The sequence below is a fragment of the Serratia sp. Ae19-1 genome, from assembly GCF_059801225.1.
This window is the reverse complement of record NZ_JBCHWD010000002.1, coordinates 576,867-595,397: the sequence shown is the minus strand read 5'-3', so window position 1 is coordinate 595,397 and position 18,531 is coordinate 576,867. Positions and strand designations below refer to the sequence as shown.

General features: G+C 56.7%; 19 protein-coding genes. All 19 read left to right on the top strand.

The genetic code is table 11. The features are described 5' to 3' along the window. Nucleotides 1-51: 51 nt before the first annotated feature. The 19 genes from rsmG to AAIE04_RS08055 all read left to right on the top strand — a co-directional run bounded on the left by rsmG (nucleotide 52) and on the right by AAIE04_RS08055 (nucleotide 18,530). Nucleotides 52-672 carry a 16S rRNA (guanine(527)-N(7))-methyltransferase RsmG gene (gene rsmG / locus AAIE04_RS08145; RefSeq protein WP_498576769.1) on the top strand — a complete coding sequence of 207 codons (621 nt, stop codon included), beginning with the start codon at nucleotides 52-54 and terminating at the stop codon, nucleotides 670-672. Nucleotides 673-1,311: 639 nt separating this feature from the next. Beyond that, the gene (atpI, locus tag AAIE04_RS08140; RefSeq protein WP_004933796.1) at nucleotides 1,312-1,695 is read left to right on the top strand and encodes a F0F1 ATP synthase subunit I; all 384 of its coding nucleotides are present in this window, start codon (nucleotides 1,312-1,314) and stop codon (nucleotides 1,693-1,695) included. Between the two features lie 22 nt (nucleotides 1,696-1,717). Then, nucleotides 1,718-2,497: a F0F1 ATP synthase subunit A gene (gene atpB / locus AAIE04_RS08135; RefSeq protein ID WP_025160299.1), complete on the top strand. Its 780-nt coding sequence runs from the start codon at nucleotides 1,718-1,720 to the stop codon at nucleotides 2,495-2,497. A 49-nt stretch (nucleotides 2,498-2,546) separates the two neighbouring features. After that, nucleotides 2,547-2,786 (top strand): F0F1 ATP synthase subunit C, encoded by a 240-nt coding sequence (atpE, locus tag AAIE04_RS08130; RefSeq protein ID WP_004093904.1) that lies wholly within the window; start codon nucleotides 2,547-2,549, stop codon nucleotides 2,784-2,786. Nucleotides 2,787-2,843: 57 nt separating this feature from the next. Then, nucleotides 2,844-3,314, top strand: a complete 471-nt coding sequence (atpF, locus tag AAIE04_RS08125; protein WP_004933804.1) for a F0F1 ATP synthase subunit B — start codon at nucleotides 2,844-2,846, stop codon at nucleotides 3,312-3,314. Nucleotides 3,315-3,328: 14 nt separating this feature from the next. Continuing rightward, the gene (atpH, locus tag AAIE04_RS08120) at nucleotides 3,329-3,862 is read left to right on the top strand and encodes a F0F1 ATP synthase subunit delta (protein WP_025160298.1); all 534 of its coding nucleotides are present in this window, start codon (nucleotides 3,329-3,331) and stop codon (nucleotides 3,860-3,862) included. A gap of 12 nt (nucleotides 3,863-3,874) precedes the next feature. Further along, the gene (gene atpA, locus AAIE04_RS08115; protein WP_004933808.1) at nucleotides 3,875-5,416 is read left to right on the top strand and encodes a F0F1 ATP synthase subunit alpha; all 1,542 of its coding nucleotides are present in this window, start codon (nucleotides 3,875-3,877) and stop codon (nucleotides 5,414-5,416) included. Between the two features lie 59 nt (nucleotides 5,417-5,475). Further along, nucleotides 5,476-6,339 carry a F0F1 ATP synthase subunit gamma gene (gene atpG / locus AAIE04_RS08110; protein ID WP_004933811.1) on the top strand — a complete coding sequence of 288 codons (864 nt, stop codon included), beginning with the start codon at nucleotides 5,476-5,478 and terminating at the stop codon, nucleotides 6,337-6,339. Between the two features lie 32 nt (nucleotides 6,340-6,371). After that, a complete protein-coding gene (gene atpD / locus AAIE04_RS08105; RefSeq protein ID WP_004933813.1) occupies nucleotides 6,372-7,754 on the top strand; it encodes a F0F1 ATP synthase subunit beta in 1,383 nt (460 codons plus the stop codon). A 20-nt stretch (nucleotides 7,755-7,774) separates the two neighbouring features. Further along, on the top strand, nucleotides 7,775-8,194 hold the full coding sequence (locus AAIE04_RS08100) for a F0F1 ATP synthase subunit epsilon (protein ID WP_004933814.1): 420 nt from the start codon (nucleotides 7,775-7,777) through the stop codon (nucleotides 8,192-8,194). A 290-nt stretch (nucleotides 8,195-8,484) separates the two neighbouring features. Continuing rightward, nucleotides 8,485-9,858 (top strand): bifunctional UDP-N-acetylglucosamine diphosphorylase/glucosamine-1-phosphate N-acetyltransferase GlmU, encoded by a 1,374-nt coding sequence (gene glmU, locus AAIE04_RS08095; protein ID WP_025160297.1) that lies wholly within the window; start codon nucleotides 8,485-8,487, stop codon nucleotides 9,856-9,858. 152 nt (nucleotides 9,859-10,010) lie between these two features. Next, nucleotides 10,011-11,840, top strand: a complete 1,830-nt coding sequence (gene glmS, locus AAIE04_RS08090; protein WP_432525835.1) for a glutamine--fructose-6-phosphate transaminase (isomerizing) — start codon at nucleotides 10,011-10,013, stop codon at nucleotides 11,838-11,840. A 336-nt stretch (nucleotides 11,841-12,176) separates the two neighbouring features. After that, the gene (gene pstS / locus AAIE04_RS08085) at nucleotides 12,177-13,217 is read left to right on the top strand and encodes a phosphate ABC transporter substrate-binding protein PstS (protein ID WP_063918282.1); all 1,041 of its coding nucleotides are present in this window, start codon (nucleotides 12,177-12,179) and stop codon (nucleotides 13,215-13,217) included. A gap of 90 nt (nucleotides 13,218-13,307) precedes the next feature. After that, complete coding sequence (gene pstC, locus AAIE04_RS08080; protein ID WP_004933822.1) at nucleotides 13,308-14,264, top strand: phosphate ABC transporter permease PstC; 957 nt, start codon at nucleotides 13,308-13,310, stop codon at nucleotides 14,262-14,264. 1 nt (nucleotide 14,265) lies between these two features. Beyond that, a complete protein-coding gene (gene pstA / locus AAIE04_RS08075; RefSeq protein ID WP_019455481.1) occupies nucleotides 14,266-15,156 on the top strand; it encodes a phosphate ABC transporter permease PstA in 891 nt (296 codons plus the stop codon). 54 nt (nucleotides 15,157-15,210) lie between these two features. Then, on the top strand, nucleotides 15,211-15,981 hold the full coding sequence (pstB, locus tag AAIE04_RS08070; protein ID WP_016929614.1) for a phosphate ABC transporter ATP-binding protein PstB: 771 nt from the start codon (nucleotides 15,211-15,213) through the stop codon (nucleotides 15,979-15,981). Between the two features lie 11 nt (nucleotides 15,982-15,992). After that, nucleotides 15,993-16,727 (top strand): phosphate signaling complex protein PhoU, encoded by a 735-nt coding sequence (phoU, locus tag AAIE04_RS08065; protein WP_004933833.1) that lies wholly within the window; start codon nucleotides 15,993-15,995, stop codon nucleotides 16,725-16,727. 168 nt (nucleotides 16,728-16,895) lie between these two features. Next, nucleotides 16,896-17,735, top strand: a complete 840-nt coding sequence (locus AAIE04_RS08060; RefSeq protein ID WP_019455482.1) for an ABC transporter substrate-binding protein — start codon at nucleotides 16,896-16,898, stop codon at nucleotides 17,733-17,735. Between the two features lie 81 nt (nucleotides 17,736-17,816). After that, entirely contained in the window at nucleotides 17,817-18,530 is a 714-nt protein-coding gene (locus tag AAIE04_RS08055; RefSeq protein ID WP_019455483.1) for an amino acid ABC transporter permease, read from the top strand. Nucleotide 18,531: the final 1 nt, after the last annotated feature.

The window sequence follows — 18,531 nt, the reverse complement described above, 5'->3', positions numbered from 1 at the left end:
TGCGCCAGCTGACCATCCGCTGGTCGTTCAGCGCCTGCCAGAGGATCCGTTGTGCAAAAAAAATTAGACTCGCTGCTCGCAGCAGCAGGCATTGAGCTGCCCGATCAGCAGAAACAGCAGTTGCTGGGTTATGTCGGCATGCTGGATAAGTGGAACAAGGCTTATAACCTGACGTCGGTGCGCGATCCGCAGCAAATGCTGGTGCGCCACATCCTCGACAGCATCGTGGTCAACCCGCATCTGCAGGGATCGCGTTTTATCGATGTTGGCACCGGCCCCGGTTTGCCGGGCATTCCGCTGGCGATCGTTCATCCGGATGCGCATTTCACGCTGCTCGACAGCCTGGGCAAGCGCGTGCGATTCCTGCGCCAGGTGCAGCATGAGCTGGGCCTGAACAATATCGAGCCGGTGCAGAGCCGCGTTGAGGAGTTTCCGGCCGAGCCGCCGTTCGACGGCGTGATCAGCCGGGCGTTCGCTTCGCTGCAGGATATGCTGTCCTGGTGTCACCATTTGCCGGCGAAAGGGCAGGGGCGTTTTTACGCGCTGAAAGGCGTGCGCCCGGATGAAGAGTTGGCGCAGCTGCCGGCAGGCATCAGCCTGGAGTCCATCGTGCGGCTGCAGGTGCCAGAACTGGAAGGCGAACGCCATCTGGTGGTTCTTAAGGCAAACTGAGTTTGTTTTTGATCAAACAAGCGTGAATTAACGGTAGTACGGTGTGTAAAGGTAAGCAGGCTAATTAGTTGGTCGCTTTTTTTAGTTAATTTACTTTCTATTAACACAAAAAACGCGGCTAATTAGCGACAATAGAGTAATTGCATTTGGAAATAGTCACGTTAGCAATCATGTGCGAAAGATTTGCCTTTGCTGCTAATGTTAATTGGCTGTTGGAATATTGCCCCGCTGCTTGTCAATAAAAGGTTTTCATCGGGTATACGGATTGTTTTTGAACAGTTAACTGATAATGTTTTGATTTATATAATCTTTTGATCGCTCAAATTGCTAAAGACTGTTTGATTGACCATCGGCTATAAATCAGGAAGGGACATTACTGTGATCGGCTTCGCGTTTCTAAACGCAACGCTGGAATAATCAGACAATTAAATGCGCCCTATTATTCCGACCGTTTTCTTGTGAAAATAGGCTGGAATAGGGAAATTTAAATAATTGTTCACCTTTTCGCTACTTATCGATTGAATTCGTTGGTATGCCCCGTATAATTTGCTCGTTTTTTGCTGCTTGACTCAGGACAGCAAAAACAGTTGTATACGTCACTCAGCATACCCCCCCTGGGGTACGGAGAGAACAAACGTCATGTCTGTGTCCCTATACAGCGGGAAAGTCGCACGCAAACTGCTGTTTTTGCAGTTAATGACTTTTGTTCTGATCAGCGTTGCTTTCTGGCTGAAAAGCCCGGAATGGAGCGCTTCGGCGCTGGCGGGCGGTCTTGCCGCCTGGTTGCCGAGTGCAATGTTTATGCTGTTTGCCTTGCGCCATCAGGCGCAAACGCCGGCGCCCGGTAGGGTTGCCTGGTCGTTCGCCATCGGCGAGGGGCTAAAGGTCGTGATCACCATCGTTTTGCTGATCGTGGCGCTGGGGGTGTTCAAGGCGGAGTTTATACCGCTTGGCCTGACCTATTTAGCGGTGTTAGTGGTGCAGATAGTGGCACCGGCCGTGATTAACAGTTACCGAACTTAACTAAATAAGGGTAAGAGGCATCATGTCTGCAGGAGAAGTCTTGACTCCACAGGAGTATATCGGTCACCACCTGACGCAGCTTCAGGTCGGGACTGGGTTTTGGTCGATTAACCTCGACTCGATGTTTTTCTCCGTCGTCCTCGGGGCGCTCTTCCTGGTGATCTTCCGCAAAGTGGCCAAAAACGCCACCAGCGGCGTGCCGGGTAAACTGCAAACCGCCGTGGAGCTGGTGGTCGGTTTCGTCGACAGCAGCGTGCGCGACATGTACCACGGCAAGAGCAAGGTGATTGCGCCGCTGGCACTGACCGTGTTCGTCTGGGTGTTCCTGATGAACCTGATGGACCTGATTCCGGTAGACTTCCTGCCTTATCTCGGCACTCACGTTCTCGGCCTGCCTGCGCTGCGCGTAGTGCCTACCGCCGACGTGAACGTCACGCTGTCTATGGCGCTGGGCGTGTTTATCCTGATTCTGTTCTATAGCATCAAAATGAAAGGCGTTGGCGGGTTCGTTAAAGAGTTGACCATGCAGCCGTTCAACCACCCTGTATTCATTCCTATCAACCTGATTCTTGAAGGTGTCAGCCTGCTGTCCAAACCTGTTTCACTGGGTCTGCGACTGTTCGGCAACATGTATGCGGGTGAGTTGATCTTCATCCTGATTGCCGGCCTGTTGCCGTGGTGGTCACAGTGGGTCCTGAGCTTGCCTTGGGCTATCTTCCACATCCTGATCATTACGCTTCAAGCCTTTATTTTCATGGTTCTGACGATCGTCTATCTGTCGATGGCGTCTGAAGAGCACTGATTTTCTTAAAACACTTGCACTTTTAAACTGAAACAAACTGGAGACTGTCATGGAAAACCTGAGTATGGATCTGCTGTACATGGCTGCCGCTGTGATGATGGGTTTAGCGGCAATCGGTGCTGCGATCGGTATCGGCATCCTGGGTGGTAAATTCTTGGAAGGCGCTGCTCGTCAGCCTGACCTGATTCCTCTGCTGCGTACACAGTTCTTTATCGTTATGGGTCTGGTCGACGCCATCCCGATGATCGCTGTAGGTCTGGGTCTGTACGTGATGTTCGCCGTCGCGTAAGTAGAGCAACCCTCTACGACGTAACCAAACTATTAACTTTTAAAGAGGCATTGTGCTGTGAATCTTAACGCAACAATCCTCGGCCAGGCCATCGCGTTCGTTCTGTTTGTCTGGTTCTGCATGAAGTACGTATGGCCGCCGATCATGGCTGCCATCGAGAAACGTCAGAAAGAAATCGCTGACGGCCTCGCTTCTGCAGAGCGTGCCAAAAAAGATCTGGACTTAGCGCAAGCCAATGCGACCGACCAGCTGAAAACTGCTAAAGCAGAAGCTCAGGTGATCATCGAGCAAGCGAACAAACGCAAAGCTCAGATCATGGATGAAGCGAAAGCCGAAGCCGAGCAGGAACGTAACAAAATCGTGGCGCAGGCTCAGGCTGAGATCGAAGCCGAACGTAAGCGCGCTCGTGAAGAGTTGCGTAAGCAAGTCGCGATGCTGGCAATTGCCGGCGCCGAGAAGATCATCGAACGTTCCGTGGATGAAGCTGCTAACAGCGACATCGTTGATAAACTGGTCGCTGAACTGTAAGGAGGGAGGGGCTGATGTCTGAATTTGTAACTGTAGCTCGCCCCTACGCCAAAGCAGCTTTTGACTTTGCCGTTGAGCACCAAAGCGTAGAGCGCTGGCAGGACATGCTGGCGTTTGCGGCTGAAGTCACTCGCAATGAACAGATTTCTGAACTGCTGTCTGGCGCGGTTGCGCCAGAAACGCTGTCCAAGACGTTCATCGCGGTTTGTGGCGATCGGCTCGACGAACATGGCCAGAACTTTATCCGTGTAATGGCCGAAAATGGACGTTTACTGGTTCTTCCTGCCGTGCTGCAGCAGTTCATCGAACTGCGCGCCTCGCTGGAATCCACCGTCGAAGTCGAAGTGCTCTCTGCGAGCGCGCTGAGCGACGAACAGCAGGCGAAAATCGCCGCTGCGATGGAAAAACGTCTGTCACGCAAAGTTAAGCTGAATTGCAAAATTGACAAGTCTGTACTGGCCGGCATCGTTGTTCGCGCCGGCGATATGGTGATTGATGGCAGCGTTCGCGGTCGTCTTGAACGCCTGACAGACGTCTTGCAGTCTTAAGGGGACTGGAGCATGCAACTGAATTCCACCGAAATCAGCGAACTGATCAAGCAGCGCATTGCTCAGTTCAATGTAGTGAGCGAAGCTCACAATGAAGGTACTATCGTTTCCGTCAGCGACGGGATCATCCGCGTACACGGCCTGGCCGAAGTTATGCAGGGCGAAATGATCGCGCTGCCTGGCAACCGTTACGCAATCGCATTGAACCTGGAGCGCGACTCCGTCGGTGCCGTGGTCATGGGTCCGTACGCGGATCTGGCCGAAGGCATGAAGGTGAAATGCACCGGCCGTATCCTGGAAGTTCCAGTCGGTCGTGGTCTGCTGGGCCGCGTAGTTAACACCCTGGGCGCACCAATCGACGGCAAAGGCCCGATTGAGAACGACGGTTTCTCTCCGGTAGAAGCTATCGCGCCAGGCGTTATCGAGCGTCAGTCCGTTGATCAGCCGGTTCAGACTGGCTACAAATCCGTTGACGCCATGATTCCAATCGGCCGTGGCCAGCGTGAGCTGGTGATCGGTGACCGTCAGACCGGTAAAACCGCGCTGGCGATCGATGCGATCATCAACCAACGCGACTCCGGCATCAAATGCGTTTACGTGGCTATCGGCCAGAAAGCGTCCACCATCGCTAACGTGGTGCGCAAACTGGAAGAGCACGGCGCACTGGCCAACACCATCGTGGTAGTGGCGACCGCTTCCGAGTCTGCTGCACTGCAATACCTGGCGCCATACGCCGGTTGCGCAATGGGCGAATACTTCCGTGACCGCGGTGAAGATGCGCTGATCGTGTACGATGACCTGTCCAAACAGGCCGTTGCTTACCGCCAGATTTCCCTGCTGCTTCGTCGTCCGCCAGGTCGTGAAGCTTACCCAGGCGACGTATTCTACCTGCACTCCCGTTTGCTGGAGCGTGCAGCGCGCGTTAACGCCGAATACGTTGAAGCCTTCACCAAAGGTGAAGTTAAAGGCCAAACCGGTTCACTGACCGCTCTGCCGATCATTGAAACCCAGGCGGGTGACGTTTCCGCGTTCGTTCCGACCAACGTAATCTCGATTACCGATGGTCAGATCTTCCTGGAATCCAACCTGTTCAACTCCGGTATTCGTCCGGCAGTTAACCCGGGTATCTCCGTATCCCGTGTTGGTGGCGCCGCGCAGACCAAGATCATGAAGAAACTGTCCGGCGGTATCCGTACCGCGCTGGCGCAGTATCGTGAACTGGCTGCGTTCTCCCAGTTCGCATCCGATCTGGACGACGCGACCCGCAAACAGCTGAGCCACGGTCAGAAAGTGACCGAGCTGCTGAAACAGAAACAGTATGCGCCGATGTCGGTTGCACAACAGTCTCTGGTGCTGTTTGCCGCAGAACGCGGTTACCTGAACGACGTCGAAGTCGCCAAAGTGGTGAGCTTCGAAGCCGCGCTGGTTGCCTATGCGGACCGCGAGCACGCCGAACTGCTGAACCACATCAACCAAACTGGCAACTTCAATGATGAGATCGAGGGCAAGTTGAAAGACATCCTCGAGACCTTCAAGAAAACCCAGTCCTGGTAACGCCGAACGGTCCTGCTGTTGAAAGACAGCAGGCCGTCTGGCACTGAGGAGAAGCAGAGATGGCCGGCGCAAAAGAGATACGTAGTAAGATCGCTAGCGTGCAAAACACGCAAAAGATCACTAAAGCGATGGAAATGGTCGCCGCCTCCAAAATGCGTAAATCGCAGGATCGCATGGCGGCCAGCCGTCCTTATGCAGAGACCATGCGCAAAGTGATTGGTCACCTTGCGTTAGGGAATCTGGAGTACAAGCACCCGTACCTGGATGAGCGTGACGTTAAGCGCGTCGGGTATCTGGTGGTGTCTACTGACCGTGGTCTCTGCGGCGGCTTGAACATCAACCTGTTCAAAAAGCTGCTGGCGGAGATGAAAGCCTGGTCCGAAAAAGGCGTCGAAACCGATTTGGCGCTGATTGGCTCTAAAGCGGCCTCTTTCTTTGGTTCCGTGGGCGGCAACGTAGTTGCCCAGGTGACCGGCATGGGGGACAAACCTTCCCTGTCGGATCTGATCGGGCCGGTGAAAGTGATGCTGCAGGCCTACGACGAAGGTCGTTTGGACAAGCTGTACATTGTCAGCAACAAATTTGTTAATACGATGTCCCAAGAGCCGCAGGTGCTTCAGCTGCTGCCGTTACCGCCAGCCGATGACGAAGAGCTGAAGAAAACGCCTTGGGATTACCTGTATGAACCCGATCCAAAAGTGCTGCTTGATACCTTGCTGCGCCGCTATGTGGAGTCGCAGGTTTATCAGGGCGTCGTGGAAAACCTGGCCAGCGAGCAGGCCGCACGAATGGTCGCGATGAAAGCCGCAACCGATAACGGCGGTAGCCTGATCAAAGAGCTGCAGTTGGTATACAACAAGGCGCGTCAGGCCAGCATCACTCAGGAACTCACCGAGATCGTTTCGGGAGCCTCCGCGGTTTAAGCTAGGTTTACGAATTACGTAGAGGATTCAAGATGGCTACTGGAAAGATTATCCAGGTAATCGGCGCCGTGGTGGACGTCGAGTTCCCTCAGGATGCCGTACCAAAAGTGTACGATGCCCTTGAGGTAGAAAACGGCACCGAAAAACTGGTGTTGGAAGTTCAGCAACAGCTGGGCGGTGGCGTGGTTCGCTGTATCGCAATGGGGACCTCCGACGGTCTGCGTCGCGGTCTGAAAGTGAACAACCTGGACCACCCGATTGAAGTGCCGGTGGGTAAAGCGACCCTGGGCCGTATCATGAACGTATTGGGTCAACCGATCGACATGAAAGGCGACATCGGTGAAGAAGAGCGTTGGGCGATTCACCGCGCGGCACCAAGCTACGAAGAGCTGTCCAGCTCCCAAGAACTGCTGGAAACCGGTATCAAGGTAATGGACCTGATTTGTCCATTCGCCAAGGGCGGTAAAGTCGGTCTGTTCGGCGGTGCGGGCGTAGGTAAAACCGTAAACATGATGGAGCTGATCCGTAACATCGCGATCGAGCACTCCGGTTATTCCGTGTTTGCGGGCGTGGGCGAGCGTACTCGTGAGGGTAACGACTTCTACCACGAAATGACCGACTCCAACGTTCTGGACAAAGTATCCCTGGTTTACGGTCAGATGAACGAGCCACCAGGTAACCGTCTGCGCGTTGCGCTGACCGGTCTGACCATGGCGGAGAAATTCCGTGACGAAGGCCGCGACGTTCTGCTGTTCGTTGACAACATCTACCGTTACACCCTGGCTGGTACCGAAGTGTCCGCACTTCTGGGCCGTATGCCATCCGCGGTAGGTTATCAGCCAACGCTGGCGGAAGAGATGGGCGTTCTGCAAGAACGTATCACCTCGACCAAGACCGGTTCGATCACTTCCGTACAGGCCGTTTACGTTCCTGCGGATGACTTGACTGACCCGTCTCCAGCCACCACCTTTGCGCACTTGGACGCAACCGTGGTACTGAGCCGTAACATCGCTTCTCTGGGTATCTACCCGGCCGTTGACCCGCTGGACTCCACCAGCCGTCAGCTGGATCCGCTGGTAGTTGGCCAAGAGCACTACGACGTAGCGCGTGGCGTGCAGTCCATTCTGCAACGCTACCAGGAACTGAAAGATATCATCGCGATCCTGGGTATGGACGAGCTGTCTGAAGAAGACAAACTGGTCGTATCCCGTGCGCGTAAGATCCAACGCTTCCTGTCTCAGCCGTTCTTCGTGGCAGAAGTCTTCACCGGTTCTCCGGGCAAGTTCGTATCGCTGAAAGACACCATCCGTGGTTTCAAAGGCATTATGGACGGCGACTATGACCACCTGCCGGAGCAGGCGTTCTACATGGTTGGCACCATTGAAGAAGCAGTGGAAAAAGCCAAGAAACTGTAACGCCTTGAGAGGAGGGTGATATGGCTATGACTTACCATCTGGATGTAGTCAGCGCGGAAAAACAGATGTTTTCCGGCCTGGTGCAGAAGATCCAGGTGACAGGCAGCGAAGGTGAACTGGGGATCTTCCCTGGCCATGCGCCGCTGCTGACTGCCATCAAGCCTGGCATGGTGCGTATTGTTAAGCAGCACGGTGAAGAAGAGTTCATCTACCTGTCCGGCGGCATCCTCGAGGTGCAGCCGAGCGTGGTTACCGTGCTGGCGGACACTGCTATCCGTGGTACTGACCTCGACGAAGCGAGAGCGTTGGAAGCTAAGCGTAAAGCTGAAGAACACATTCGCAGCTCTCATGGCGATGTCGACTATGCTCAGGCATCCGCTGAACTGGCGAAAGCGATCGCAAAACTGCGCGTTATCGAGCTCACCAGAAAAGCGATGTAATGTTTGGGTGCTTAGCACCCAACTTTAAGAAAGCGGCCTATAGGGTCGCTTTTTTTTTACTTTAAAATAAGCATTTCAGCCCGGCGTGCAGAGTGGTGTATAACCCCTGATATCGGGAAAGAAACGTCGCCGATCGCCGACAATTTTTTCGCCCCGGCGCCGAATTGGCCGCGATAGCGGCAGGCCAAGGCCCACGCGGTCTGCGCCGGGTTCGTGCAGAGAAATATGTAGTAATATCGTCGCTAAACGGTTTTACTTTCGTCTATCAAAATGGAGTTATCAGGTTGCTTATGTCGAACAGCGCAATGAGCGTGGTTATCCTCGCCGCGGGCAAGGGTACGCGCATGTATTCCGATCTTCCCAAAGTGTTGCACCCGTTGGCCGGTAAGCCGATGGTGCAGCACGTCATTGACGCCGCGATGAAGCTGGGTGCGCAACAGGTTCACCTGGTATACGGCCACGGCGGCGATCTGTTGAAAAGCACGTTGACTGACGGCGCGCTGAACTGGGTACTGCAGGCCGAGCAACTGGGTACCGGTCATGCAATGCAGCAGGCCGCGCCACATTTTGCCGACGATGAAGACGTGCTGATGCTGTACGGCGACGTGCCGTTGATCTCCGTCGATACGCTGCAACGCCTGTTGGCGGCCAAGCCGCAGGGCGGCATCGGCCTGCTGACGGTCAAGCTGGATGACCCGAGCGGCTATGGCCGCATCGTTCGCGAGAACGGCGACGTGGTGGGCATCGTAGAGCATAAAGACGCCAGCGAAGCGCAGCGTCAAATCAACGAGATCAATACCGGCATCCTGGTGGCGAATGGTCGAGATCTGAAACGCTGGCTGGGAATGTTGAATAACGACAACGCCCAGGGCGAGTTTTACATTACCGATATCATTGCGTTGGCCCATGCCGACGGCAAGAAAATCGAAGCCGTGCACCCGTCGCGTCTGAGCGAAGTGGAAGGCGTGAACAACCGCCTGCAGCTGGCGAGCCTGGAGCGTGTATTCCAGTCGGAACAGTCTGAAAAACTGCTGTTGGCCGGTGTGATGCTGCTGGATCCGGCGCGTTTCGATCTGCGCGGGGAACTTGTTCACGGTCGCGACATCACTATTGATGCGAACGTGATTATCGAAGGCCGCGTCAAGCTGGGCGACCGGGTGAAAATCGGCGCCGGCTGCGTGCTGAAAAACTGCGTGATTGGTGATGACTGCGAGATCAGCCCTTACAGCGTGCTGGAAGACAGCGTGTTGGCAGCCGAGTGCACTGTGGGGCCGTTCGCCCGCCTGCGCCCTGGCGCGGAGCTGGCGGCAGGTGCTCACGTCGGCAACTTCGTGGAAATGAAGAAGGCGCGTCTGGGCAAAGGCTCCAAGGCCGGTCACCTCAGCTACCTGGGCGATGCCGAAATTGGCGATGACGTGAATATTGGCGCCGGCACCATCACCTGCAACTACGATGGCGCCAACAAGCACAAGACGCTGATCGGCGACGGCGTGTTCGTCGGTTCCGATACTCAGCTGGTGGCGCCGGTGTCGGTCGGCAAAGGCTCCACCATCGCCGCCGGCACCACGGTGACGCGCGATATCGCCGAGAACGAACTGGTGCTGAGCCGCGTCAAGCAGGTGCACATTCAGGGCTGGCAACGTCCGGTGAAGAAGAAGTCATAGTGTGTTTTGCGTTGGGCTCCGTTCACGAGCCCAATACAAAACATAATAATCCCCACCATCTACAGGCTCGGGGCTGCACGGTAAAAACCGGCAAAAATCAGGTCAAGGCATCGAAAACGCCCATGAAGGGCGTTCATTAGGAATATAACTGAATGTGTGGAATTGTAGGCGCAGTAGCGCAACGTGATATCGCAGAAATTCTGTTGGAAGGTTTACGTCGTCTCGAGTACCGCGGTTACGACTCCGCCGGTCTGGCGGTGGTTGATGAGCAAGGCAACGTCAGTCGCCTGCGTCGCGTAGGCAAGGTGCAAAAACTGGCCGAAGCGGCGGAGCAGACCGATCTGCACGGCGGTACCGGCATCGCTCACACCCGTTGGGCAACGCACGGTGAACCGACCGAAGCGAACGCGCACCCGCATGTTTCCGATTACATTACCGTGGTGCATAACGGCATCATCGAAAACCACGAACCGCTGCGCGAACTGCTGATCGAACGCGGTTACCGCTTCAGTTCTGAAACCGATACCGAAGTGATCGCCCATCTGGTGCACTGGGAACAGCTGCAGGGCGGTACGCTGCTGGAAGTGGTTCAGCGTGTGATCCCGCAGCTGCGCGGTGCCTACGGCACCGTGGTGATGGACAGCCGCGATCCGAGCGTGCTGGTCGCTGCGCGCTCCGGCAGCCCGCTGGTTATCGGCCGCGGCGTCGGGGAGAACTTCATCGCTTCCGATCAGCTGGCGCTGCTGCCGGTGACTCGCCGCTTCATCTTCCTGGAAGAGGGCGACGTGGTGGAAGTAACTCGCCGCACCGTCAACATCTTCGACAAGCAGGGCAACGCCATCGAGCGCCCTGAGATCGAATCCCAGGTGCAGTATGACGCCGGCGACAAAGGCGCTTACCGCCACTACATGCAAAAAGAGATCTACGAACAGCCGCTGGCGCTGAAAAACACCCTGGAAGGGCGCTTCAGCCATGGCCAAATCAACCTGAGCGAGCTGGGCCCACACGCCGACGAGTTGCTGGCCAAGGTGCAGCACGTGCAGATCATCGCCTGCGGGACGTCTTACCACTCCGGCATGGTGGCGCGTTACTGGTTCGAAGCGCTGGCCGGCGTGCCGTGCGACGTCGAGATCGCGTCCGAATTCCGTTACCGCAAATCGGCAGTGCGTCCGGGCAGCCTGATCATCACCCTGTCGCAGTCCGGCGAAACCGCTGACACCCTGGCGGCGCTGCGTCTGTCCAAAGAGCTGGGCTATCTCGGTTCGCTGGCCGTTTGTAACGTTGCCGGCTCTTCGCTGGTGCGCGAATCCGATCTGGCGCTGATGACCAAAGCCGGTACGGAAATTGGCGTCGCCTCAACCAAAGCCTTCACCACTCAGCTTACCGTGCTGTTGATGCTGGTGGCGCGCCTGGGCCGCCTGAAAGGCATGGCGGAAAGCGTGGAGCAAGAGATCGTGCACGGCTTGCAGGCGCTGCCGGCGCGTATCGAGCAAATGCTGTCGATGGATAAACAGATCGAAGCGCTGGCGGAAGGTTTCTCCGACAAGCACCATGCGCTGTTCCTCGGCCGCGGCGATCAGTATCCGATCGCCATGGAAGGGGCGCTGAAGCTGAAAGAGATCTCCTATATTCATGCTGAAGCTTATGCGGCGGGCGAGTTGAAACACGGCCCACTGGCGCTGATCGATGCCGATATGCCGGTGATCGTCGTGGCGCCGAACAACGAACTGCTGGAAAAGCTGAAGTCCAACATTGAAGAAGTGCGCGCGCGCGGCGGTCAGCTGTACGTGTTCGCCGATCAGGACGCCGGTTTCGTCAGCAGCGAAGGCATGACCATCATTCCTCTGCCGCACGTCGAGGAAATCGTGGCGCCTATCTTCTACACCGTGCCGTTGCAGCTGCTGTCTTACCACGTGGCGCTGATCAAAGGCACCGACGTTGACCAGCCGCGCAACCTGGCGAAGTCTGTCACCGTAGAGTAATCTGCCGCAGGTAAACTGCAAAAGCCGGCCTTCGCGCCGGCTTTTTTCATGAGCAGCGTAAAAGATGACGGCGAGGTTGATTCGGCGATAAAGGTTGTCATATTCAAGCGGATAGGTCGTGCCAAAACGGTTTTTTTATTGTTTGGCAATTGCGCTGTTTTTAATCTAACGAATTGATTTGTAAGTAAACAAACACCATTCAGACAGACTGTAATATAACTGTCATATTGCGTACATTTTTCTGTCACCAAACTGTCCTATTTTCCCTCCTGCAGCAATACTTACTCTGATTAAAACGACTCGAAGTCGATTTTAAATATCCCATTAGGAGGGATTATGAAACTGATGCGTACCACCGTCGCCAGTATTGTGGCAGCGACCTTCTCCCTGACCGCCGTGTCCGCGTTCGCTGCTGCCAGCCTGACCGGTGCAGGTGCGACATTCCCCGCTCCGGTTTACGCCAAGTGGGCAGATTCTTATCAGAAAGAAACCGGCAATAAAGTTAACTATCAGGGCATCGGCTCCTCTGGCGGCGTGAAGCAAATCGTGGCCAACACCGTTGACTTTGGCGCCTCCGACGCCCCGCTGTCTGACGACAAGCTGGCGGCCGATGGCCTGTTCCAGTTCCCGACCGTGATCGGCGGCGTGGTGCTGGCCGTGAATATCCCGGGCATCAAATCCGGCGAACTGACTCTGGACGGTAAAACCCTGGGTGATATCTACCTGGGCAACGTCAAAAAATGGAACGATCCGGCTATCACCAAGCTGAACCCTGGCGTGAAACTGCCTGACCAGAACATCGCCGTGGTGCGCCGCGCCGACGGTTCCGGCACCTCGTTCGTGTTCACCAGCTACCTGTCCAAGGCCAACGCGCAGTGGAAAGAGAAGATTGGCGCCGGTTCTACCGTTAACTGGCCGACCGGTCTGGGCGGCAAAGGCAACGACGGCATCGCCGCCTTCGTTCAGCGTCTGCCTGGCTCTATCGGCTATGTAGAATACGCGTACGCCAAGCAGAACAACCTGGCTTACACCAAGCTGATTTCCGCCGACGGCAAGCCGGTCAGCCCGACCGAAGAGAGCTTCAGCAACGCCGCCAAAGGCGCGGATTGGAGCAAAACCTTCGCTCAGGATCTGACCGATCAGAAAGGCGACAACGTGTGGCCAATCACCTCCACCACCTTCATTCTGGTGCACAAAGAGCAGAAAAATCCTGCTCAGGGTGCCGAAGTGCTGAAGTTCTTCGACTGGGCCTACAAAACCGGCGGCAAACAGGCTAACGAGCTGGATTACGCCACTCTGCCGAAAGAAGTGGTTGAGCAGGTGCGTGCAGCCTGGAAAACCAACGTAAAAGACAGTTCAGGTAAAGCGCTGTACTAACAACGCAGGGGCGCGGGTTCGCCGCGCCCCACAAGTTCTTCAGGCTCCAATCCCGGTTGGGGCTGCCAGGGTTCAAACAGAGAGTAATCTATGGCTGAGTACAAGCCGACCATCAAAGCACCGGGCAAAAACGGTGACATCATTTTCAGCGCGCTGGTGAGACTGGCTGCGCTGATTACCCTATTGTTGCTGGGCGGCATCATCGTTTCGCTGATCTTCGCCTCCTGGCCAAGCATGCAGAAATTCGGCTTCGCTTTCCTGTGGACCAAAGAGTGGGATGCGCCGGCGGAGCAGTTCGGCGCGCTGGTGCCGATCTACGGCACCGTGGTCACCTCGCTTATCGCGCTGATCATCGCCGTGCCGGTCAGTTTCGGCATCGCGCTGTTCCTGACCGAACTGGCGCCGAACTGGTTGAAGCGGCCGCTGGGCATCGCCATTGAGCTGTTGGCGGCCATTCCGAGCATCGTCTACGGCATGTGGGGCCTGTTCGTGTTCGCCCCGCTGTTCGCCGAATATTTCCAGACGCCGGTGGGCGAAGTGCTGTCGGGCATTCCGATCGTCGGCGAGCTGTTCTCCGGCCCGGCCTTCGGCATCGGCATCCTGGCCGCCGGGGTGATCCTGGCTATCATGATCATTCCTTACATCGCCGCGGTGATGCGCGACGTGTTCGAACAGACCCCGGTAATGATGAAAGAGTCGGCCTACGGCATCGGCTGCACCACCTGGGAAGTCATCTGGCGCATCGTGCTGCCGTTCACCAAAAACGGCGTTATCGGCGGCGTGATGCTGGGCCTGGGCCGCGCGCTGGGGGAAACCATGGCGGTGACCTTTATCATCGGCAACACCTACCAGCTCGACAGCGCTTCGCTGTATATGCCGGGCAACAGCATCACCTCGGCGCTGGCCAACGAATTCGCCGAAGCCGAGTCCGGCGTGCACACCGCCGCGTTGATGGAGCTGGGCCTGATTCTGTTTGTTATCACCTTTATCGTGCTGGCGCTGTCGAAACTGATGATCATGCGTCTGGCCAAGAATGAGGGGCGTTAACATGGCGACGATGGATATGCAAAACGCAGTCGTGCTGGCGGAAAGCCGCCGCAAAATGCAGGCCTGGCGCCGGCAGAAAAACCGCCTCGCGCTGTTCTTGTCGATGGCGACCATGGCGTTCGGGTTGTTCTGGCTGATCTGGATCCTGATTGCCACCGTCACCAAAGGCTTCGACGGCATGTCGCTGGCGCTGTTCACCGAGATGACCCCGCCACCGAACACCGCGGGCGGCGGCCTGGCCAACGCCATCGCCGGCAGCGGCCTGCTGATCCTGTGGGCGACCATCTTCGGTACGCCGCTCGGCATCATGGCCGGCATCTATCTGGCGGAATACGGCCGCAAATCCTGGCTGGCGGAAGTGATCCGCTTTATCAACGACATTCTGCTGTCCGCACCGTCGATCGTGGTGGGCCTGTTCGTTTACACCATCGTGGTGGCGAAGATGGAACACTTCTCCGGCTGGGCCGGCATCGTGGCGCTGGCGCTGCTGCAGGTGCCGATCGTCATTCGCACCACCGAGAACATGCTGAAGCTGGTACCGGATACGCTGCGCGAGGCCGCCTACGCTCTGGGCACGCCGAAATGGCGCATGATTTCCGCCATCACGCTGAAGGCGTCGGTGTCCGGCATCATCACCGGCGTGCTGCTGGCGATTGCGCGCATCGCGGGGGAAACGGCGCCGCTGCTGTTCACCTCGCTGTCGAACCAGTTCTGGAGCACCGACCTGATGCAGCCGATCGCCAACCTGCCGGTGACCATCTTCAAATTCGCCATGAGCCCGTTCGCCGAATGGCAACAGCTGGCCTGGGCCGGGGTACTGTTGATCACCCTGTGCGTACTGTTACTGAATATCCTGGCGCGCGTGATTTTCGCCAAGAAAAAGCATTCATAAAATTTTGAGCGCCGCTTTGGCGGCGCTGATGAAAAGAGAGAAGTCTTGATGAGTATGGTTACTGACGCTTCCAGCAGCAAAATTCAGGTACGCGATCTGAACTTCTACTATGGCAAATTCCATGCGCTGAAAAACATCACGCTGGATATCGCCAAGAACAAGGTCACCGCGTTTATCGGCCCGTCCGGCTGCGGCAAATCCACCCTGCTGCGTACCTTCAACAAGATGTACCAGCTGTACCCGGAACAGCGTGCGGAAGGCGGCATCCTGCTGGATGGCCAGAACATTCTGACCGACAACTCGGATATCGCGCTGCTGCGCGCCAAGGTCGGCATGGTGTTCCAGAAGCCGACGCCGTTCCCGATGTCGATTTACGACAACATCGCCTTCGGCGTTCGCCTGTTTGAAAAGCTGTCGCGCGCCGATATGGACGAGCGCGTACAGTGGGCGCTGACCAAAGCGGCGCTGTGGAACGAAACCAAAGACAAGCTGCACCAGAGCGGCTATAGCCTCTCCGGCGGCCAGCAGCAGCGTCTGTGCATCGCCCGCGGCATCGCCATTCGTCCGGAAGTGTTGTTGTTGGATGAGCCTTGCTCGGCGCTGGATCCGATCTCCACCGGCAAGATTGAAGAGCTGATCAGCGAGCTGAAGGCCGACTACACCGTGGTGATCGTGACGCACAACATGCAGCAGGCGGCGCGTTGCTCCGACTCTACCGCATTTATGTACCTGGGCGAGCTGATCGAGTTCAGTGATACTGATAACCTGTTCACTGCGCCGCAGAAAAAGCAGACTGAAGACTACATCACTGGCCGTTATGGTTGATAGGAAGCATCATGGATAACCTGAATTTAAACAAACACATTTCCGGCCAGTTCAACGCAGAGCTTGAGCATATCCGCACCCAGGTGCTGACCATGGGCGGGCTGGTGGAGCAGCAGCTGACCGACGCCATCACCGCGATGCACAATCAGGATGGCGAGCTGGCCAAGCGCGTGATCGAAGGCGACGCCAAGGTCAACATGATGGAAGTGGCGATCGACGAAGCCTGCGTGCGCATCATCGCCAAACGCCAGCCGACCGCCAGCGATCTGCGCCTGGTCATGGCGATCATCAAAACCATTTCCGAGCTGGAACGCATCGGCGACGTGGCGGACAAAATCTGCCGCACTGCGCTGGAGAAGTTCTCGCACCAGCACCAGCCGCTGCTGGTGAGCCTGGAGTCGCTGGGGCGCCACACCGTGCAGATGCTGCACGACGTGCTGGACGCCTTTGCGCGCATGGATCTGGACGAGGCGATCCGTATTTACCGCGAAGATAAAAAGGTTGACCAGGAATACGAAGGCATCGTGCGTCAGCTGATGACTTACATGATGGAAGACTCGCGCACCATTCCGAGCGTGCTGACCGCGTTGTTCTGCGCCCGTTCTATCGAGCGCATCGGCGACCGCTGCCAGAACATCTGCGAATTTATCTTCTATTTCGTCAAAGGGCAGGATTTCCGTCATCTGGGCGGCGACGCCTTGGAAAAGCTGCTGTCTCCAGGCGGTAAAGACGAAAAGGACGACTAACCCTTTCCGGGTAATATCCTTCGAAGGCGCGGTTTCCCGCGCCTTTATTCCATCTTCAGCGCGTAAAGATAAAAAGGTTATAAATATAGCTTTTTATATTATTTCCTGACCTATGTGGCGCTTGCTAGCTTATCCGCCAGCAGGACATCAACCACTTAGGAGCTCTCTATGAAACATCGCGCTTTGGCCTTAACGTTGTTAGCCAGTCTGACCGGCCTCGCCGCCGGCGCCGCGCACGCGGACAAACTTGACGATATCAAGCAAGCCGGCGTGGTGCGCATCGCGGTGTTCGACAGCAACCCGCCGTTCGGCTACATCGATCCGCAGAGCAAGAAGCTGGTGGGTTACGATGTGGATGTCGCCGACGCGATCGGCAAAGCGCTGGGCGTGAAAGTGGAGCTGCGCGCCACCAACCCGGCTAACCGCATTCCGCTGCTGGTGTCGAAGAAGGTTGACCTGATCGCCGCCAACTTCACCATTACCGACGAGCGCGCCAAGGAAGTGAACTTCAGCGTGCCGTATTTCGCCACCGGCCAGAAATTCATCGCTCGCAAAGGCGTGCTGAAAACGCCGGAAGACATCAAGAAGCTGCGCATCGGCGCGGACAAGGGCACGGTGCAGGAAATCACCCTGCGCGAGCGTTTCCCGACGGCGAAAGTGATCTCCTACGATGACACCCCGCTGGCTTTCGTGGCGCTGCGCAATGGCAACGTACAGGCGATCACTCAGGACGACGCCAAGCTGGTTGGCCTGCTCGGCAATCTGCCGGCGGCGCAGAAGGCCGAGTTTGAGATTTCGCCGTTCAGCCTGACCAAAGAGTATCAGGGTGTCGGCATTCCCAAAGGCGAAGATCGCCTGACCGCCGCGGTGAACGAGACGTTGATCAAGCTGGAAAAAGACGGTGAAGCGGTTAAGATTTACGATCGCTGGTTCGGGCCGGAAACCCAATCCGCCCAGCCGCGCGGCGATTTCAAAATCGCGCCTTTGGATCAGCAACCGAAAGCCTGATGTAACCGCGCGCGGTGAGATCGGTACGGAGGGGCGCAGCTTGCTGCGCCCCTGATGCATTCTGCAAGACAAGGATTGAACATGAACCTGGACTGGCTGCTGGCGCCGCAATATCTGAGCTGGCTGTGGCACGGTTTTCTGCTGACGCTGTGGCTTTCCGCCTGCGCGGGCCTGGCGGCCACGTTGCTGGGCTTTGTGCTGGCGGCGATGCGCGACAGCAGCCTGCGGCCGTTGCGCTGGCTGGCGATGGGCTACAGCTCGCTGTTTCGCAATACGCCGTTGCTGGTGCAGCTGTTCTTCTGGTACTTCGCCGCCGGGCAGATCCTGCCTTCCGCCGCCATGCAGTGGCTGAACAGCACCCATCAGGTCGGCCCGCTTGAGTGGCCGTCGTTCGAGTTTCTCGCCGGTTTCTTCGGCCTGACGCTCTATTCCACCGCCTTTATCGCCGAAGAGATCCGTTCCGGCATTCGCGGCGTCGCCGGCGGGCAGAAATATGCCGCTCAGGCGCTGGGGCTGACCGGTTGGCAGGCGATGCGCTACGTGGTGCTGCCGCAGGCGCTGAAAATCGCGCTGCCGCCGCTGCTGGGCCAATACATGAACGTAATCAAAAACTCGTCGCTGACCATGGCGATCGGCGTTGCCGAACTCTCTTACGCTTCGCGTCAGGTCGAAACCGAAACGTTGCGCACCTTCCAGGCGTTTGGCGTGGCGACGGTGCTGTATATCGCCATTATCGCGCTGCTGGAAGGCTGGGGCATGTGGCGCCAACAGCGTAAACCGCTGGGAGGACATTGAG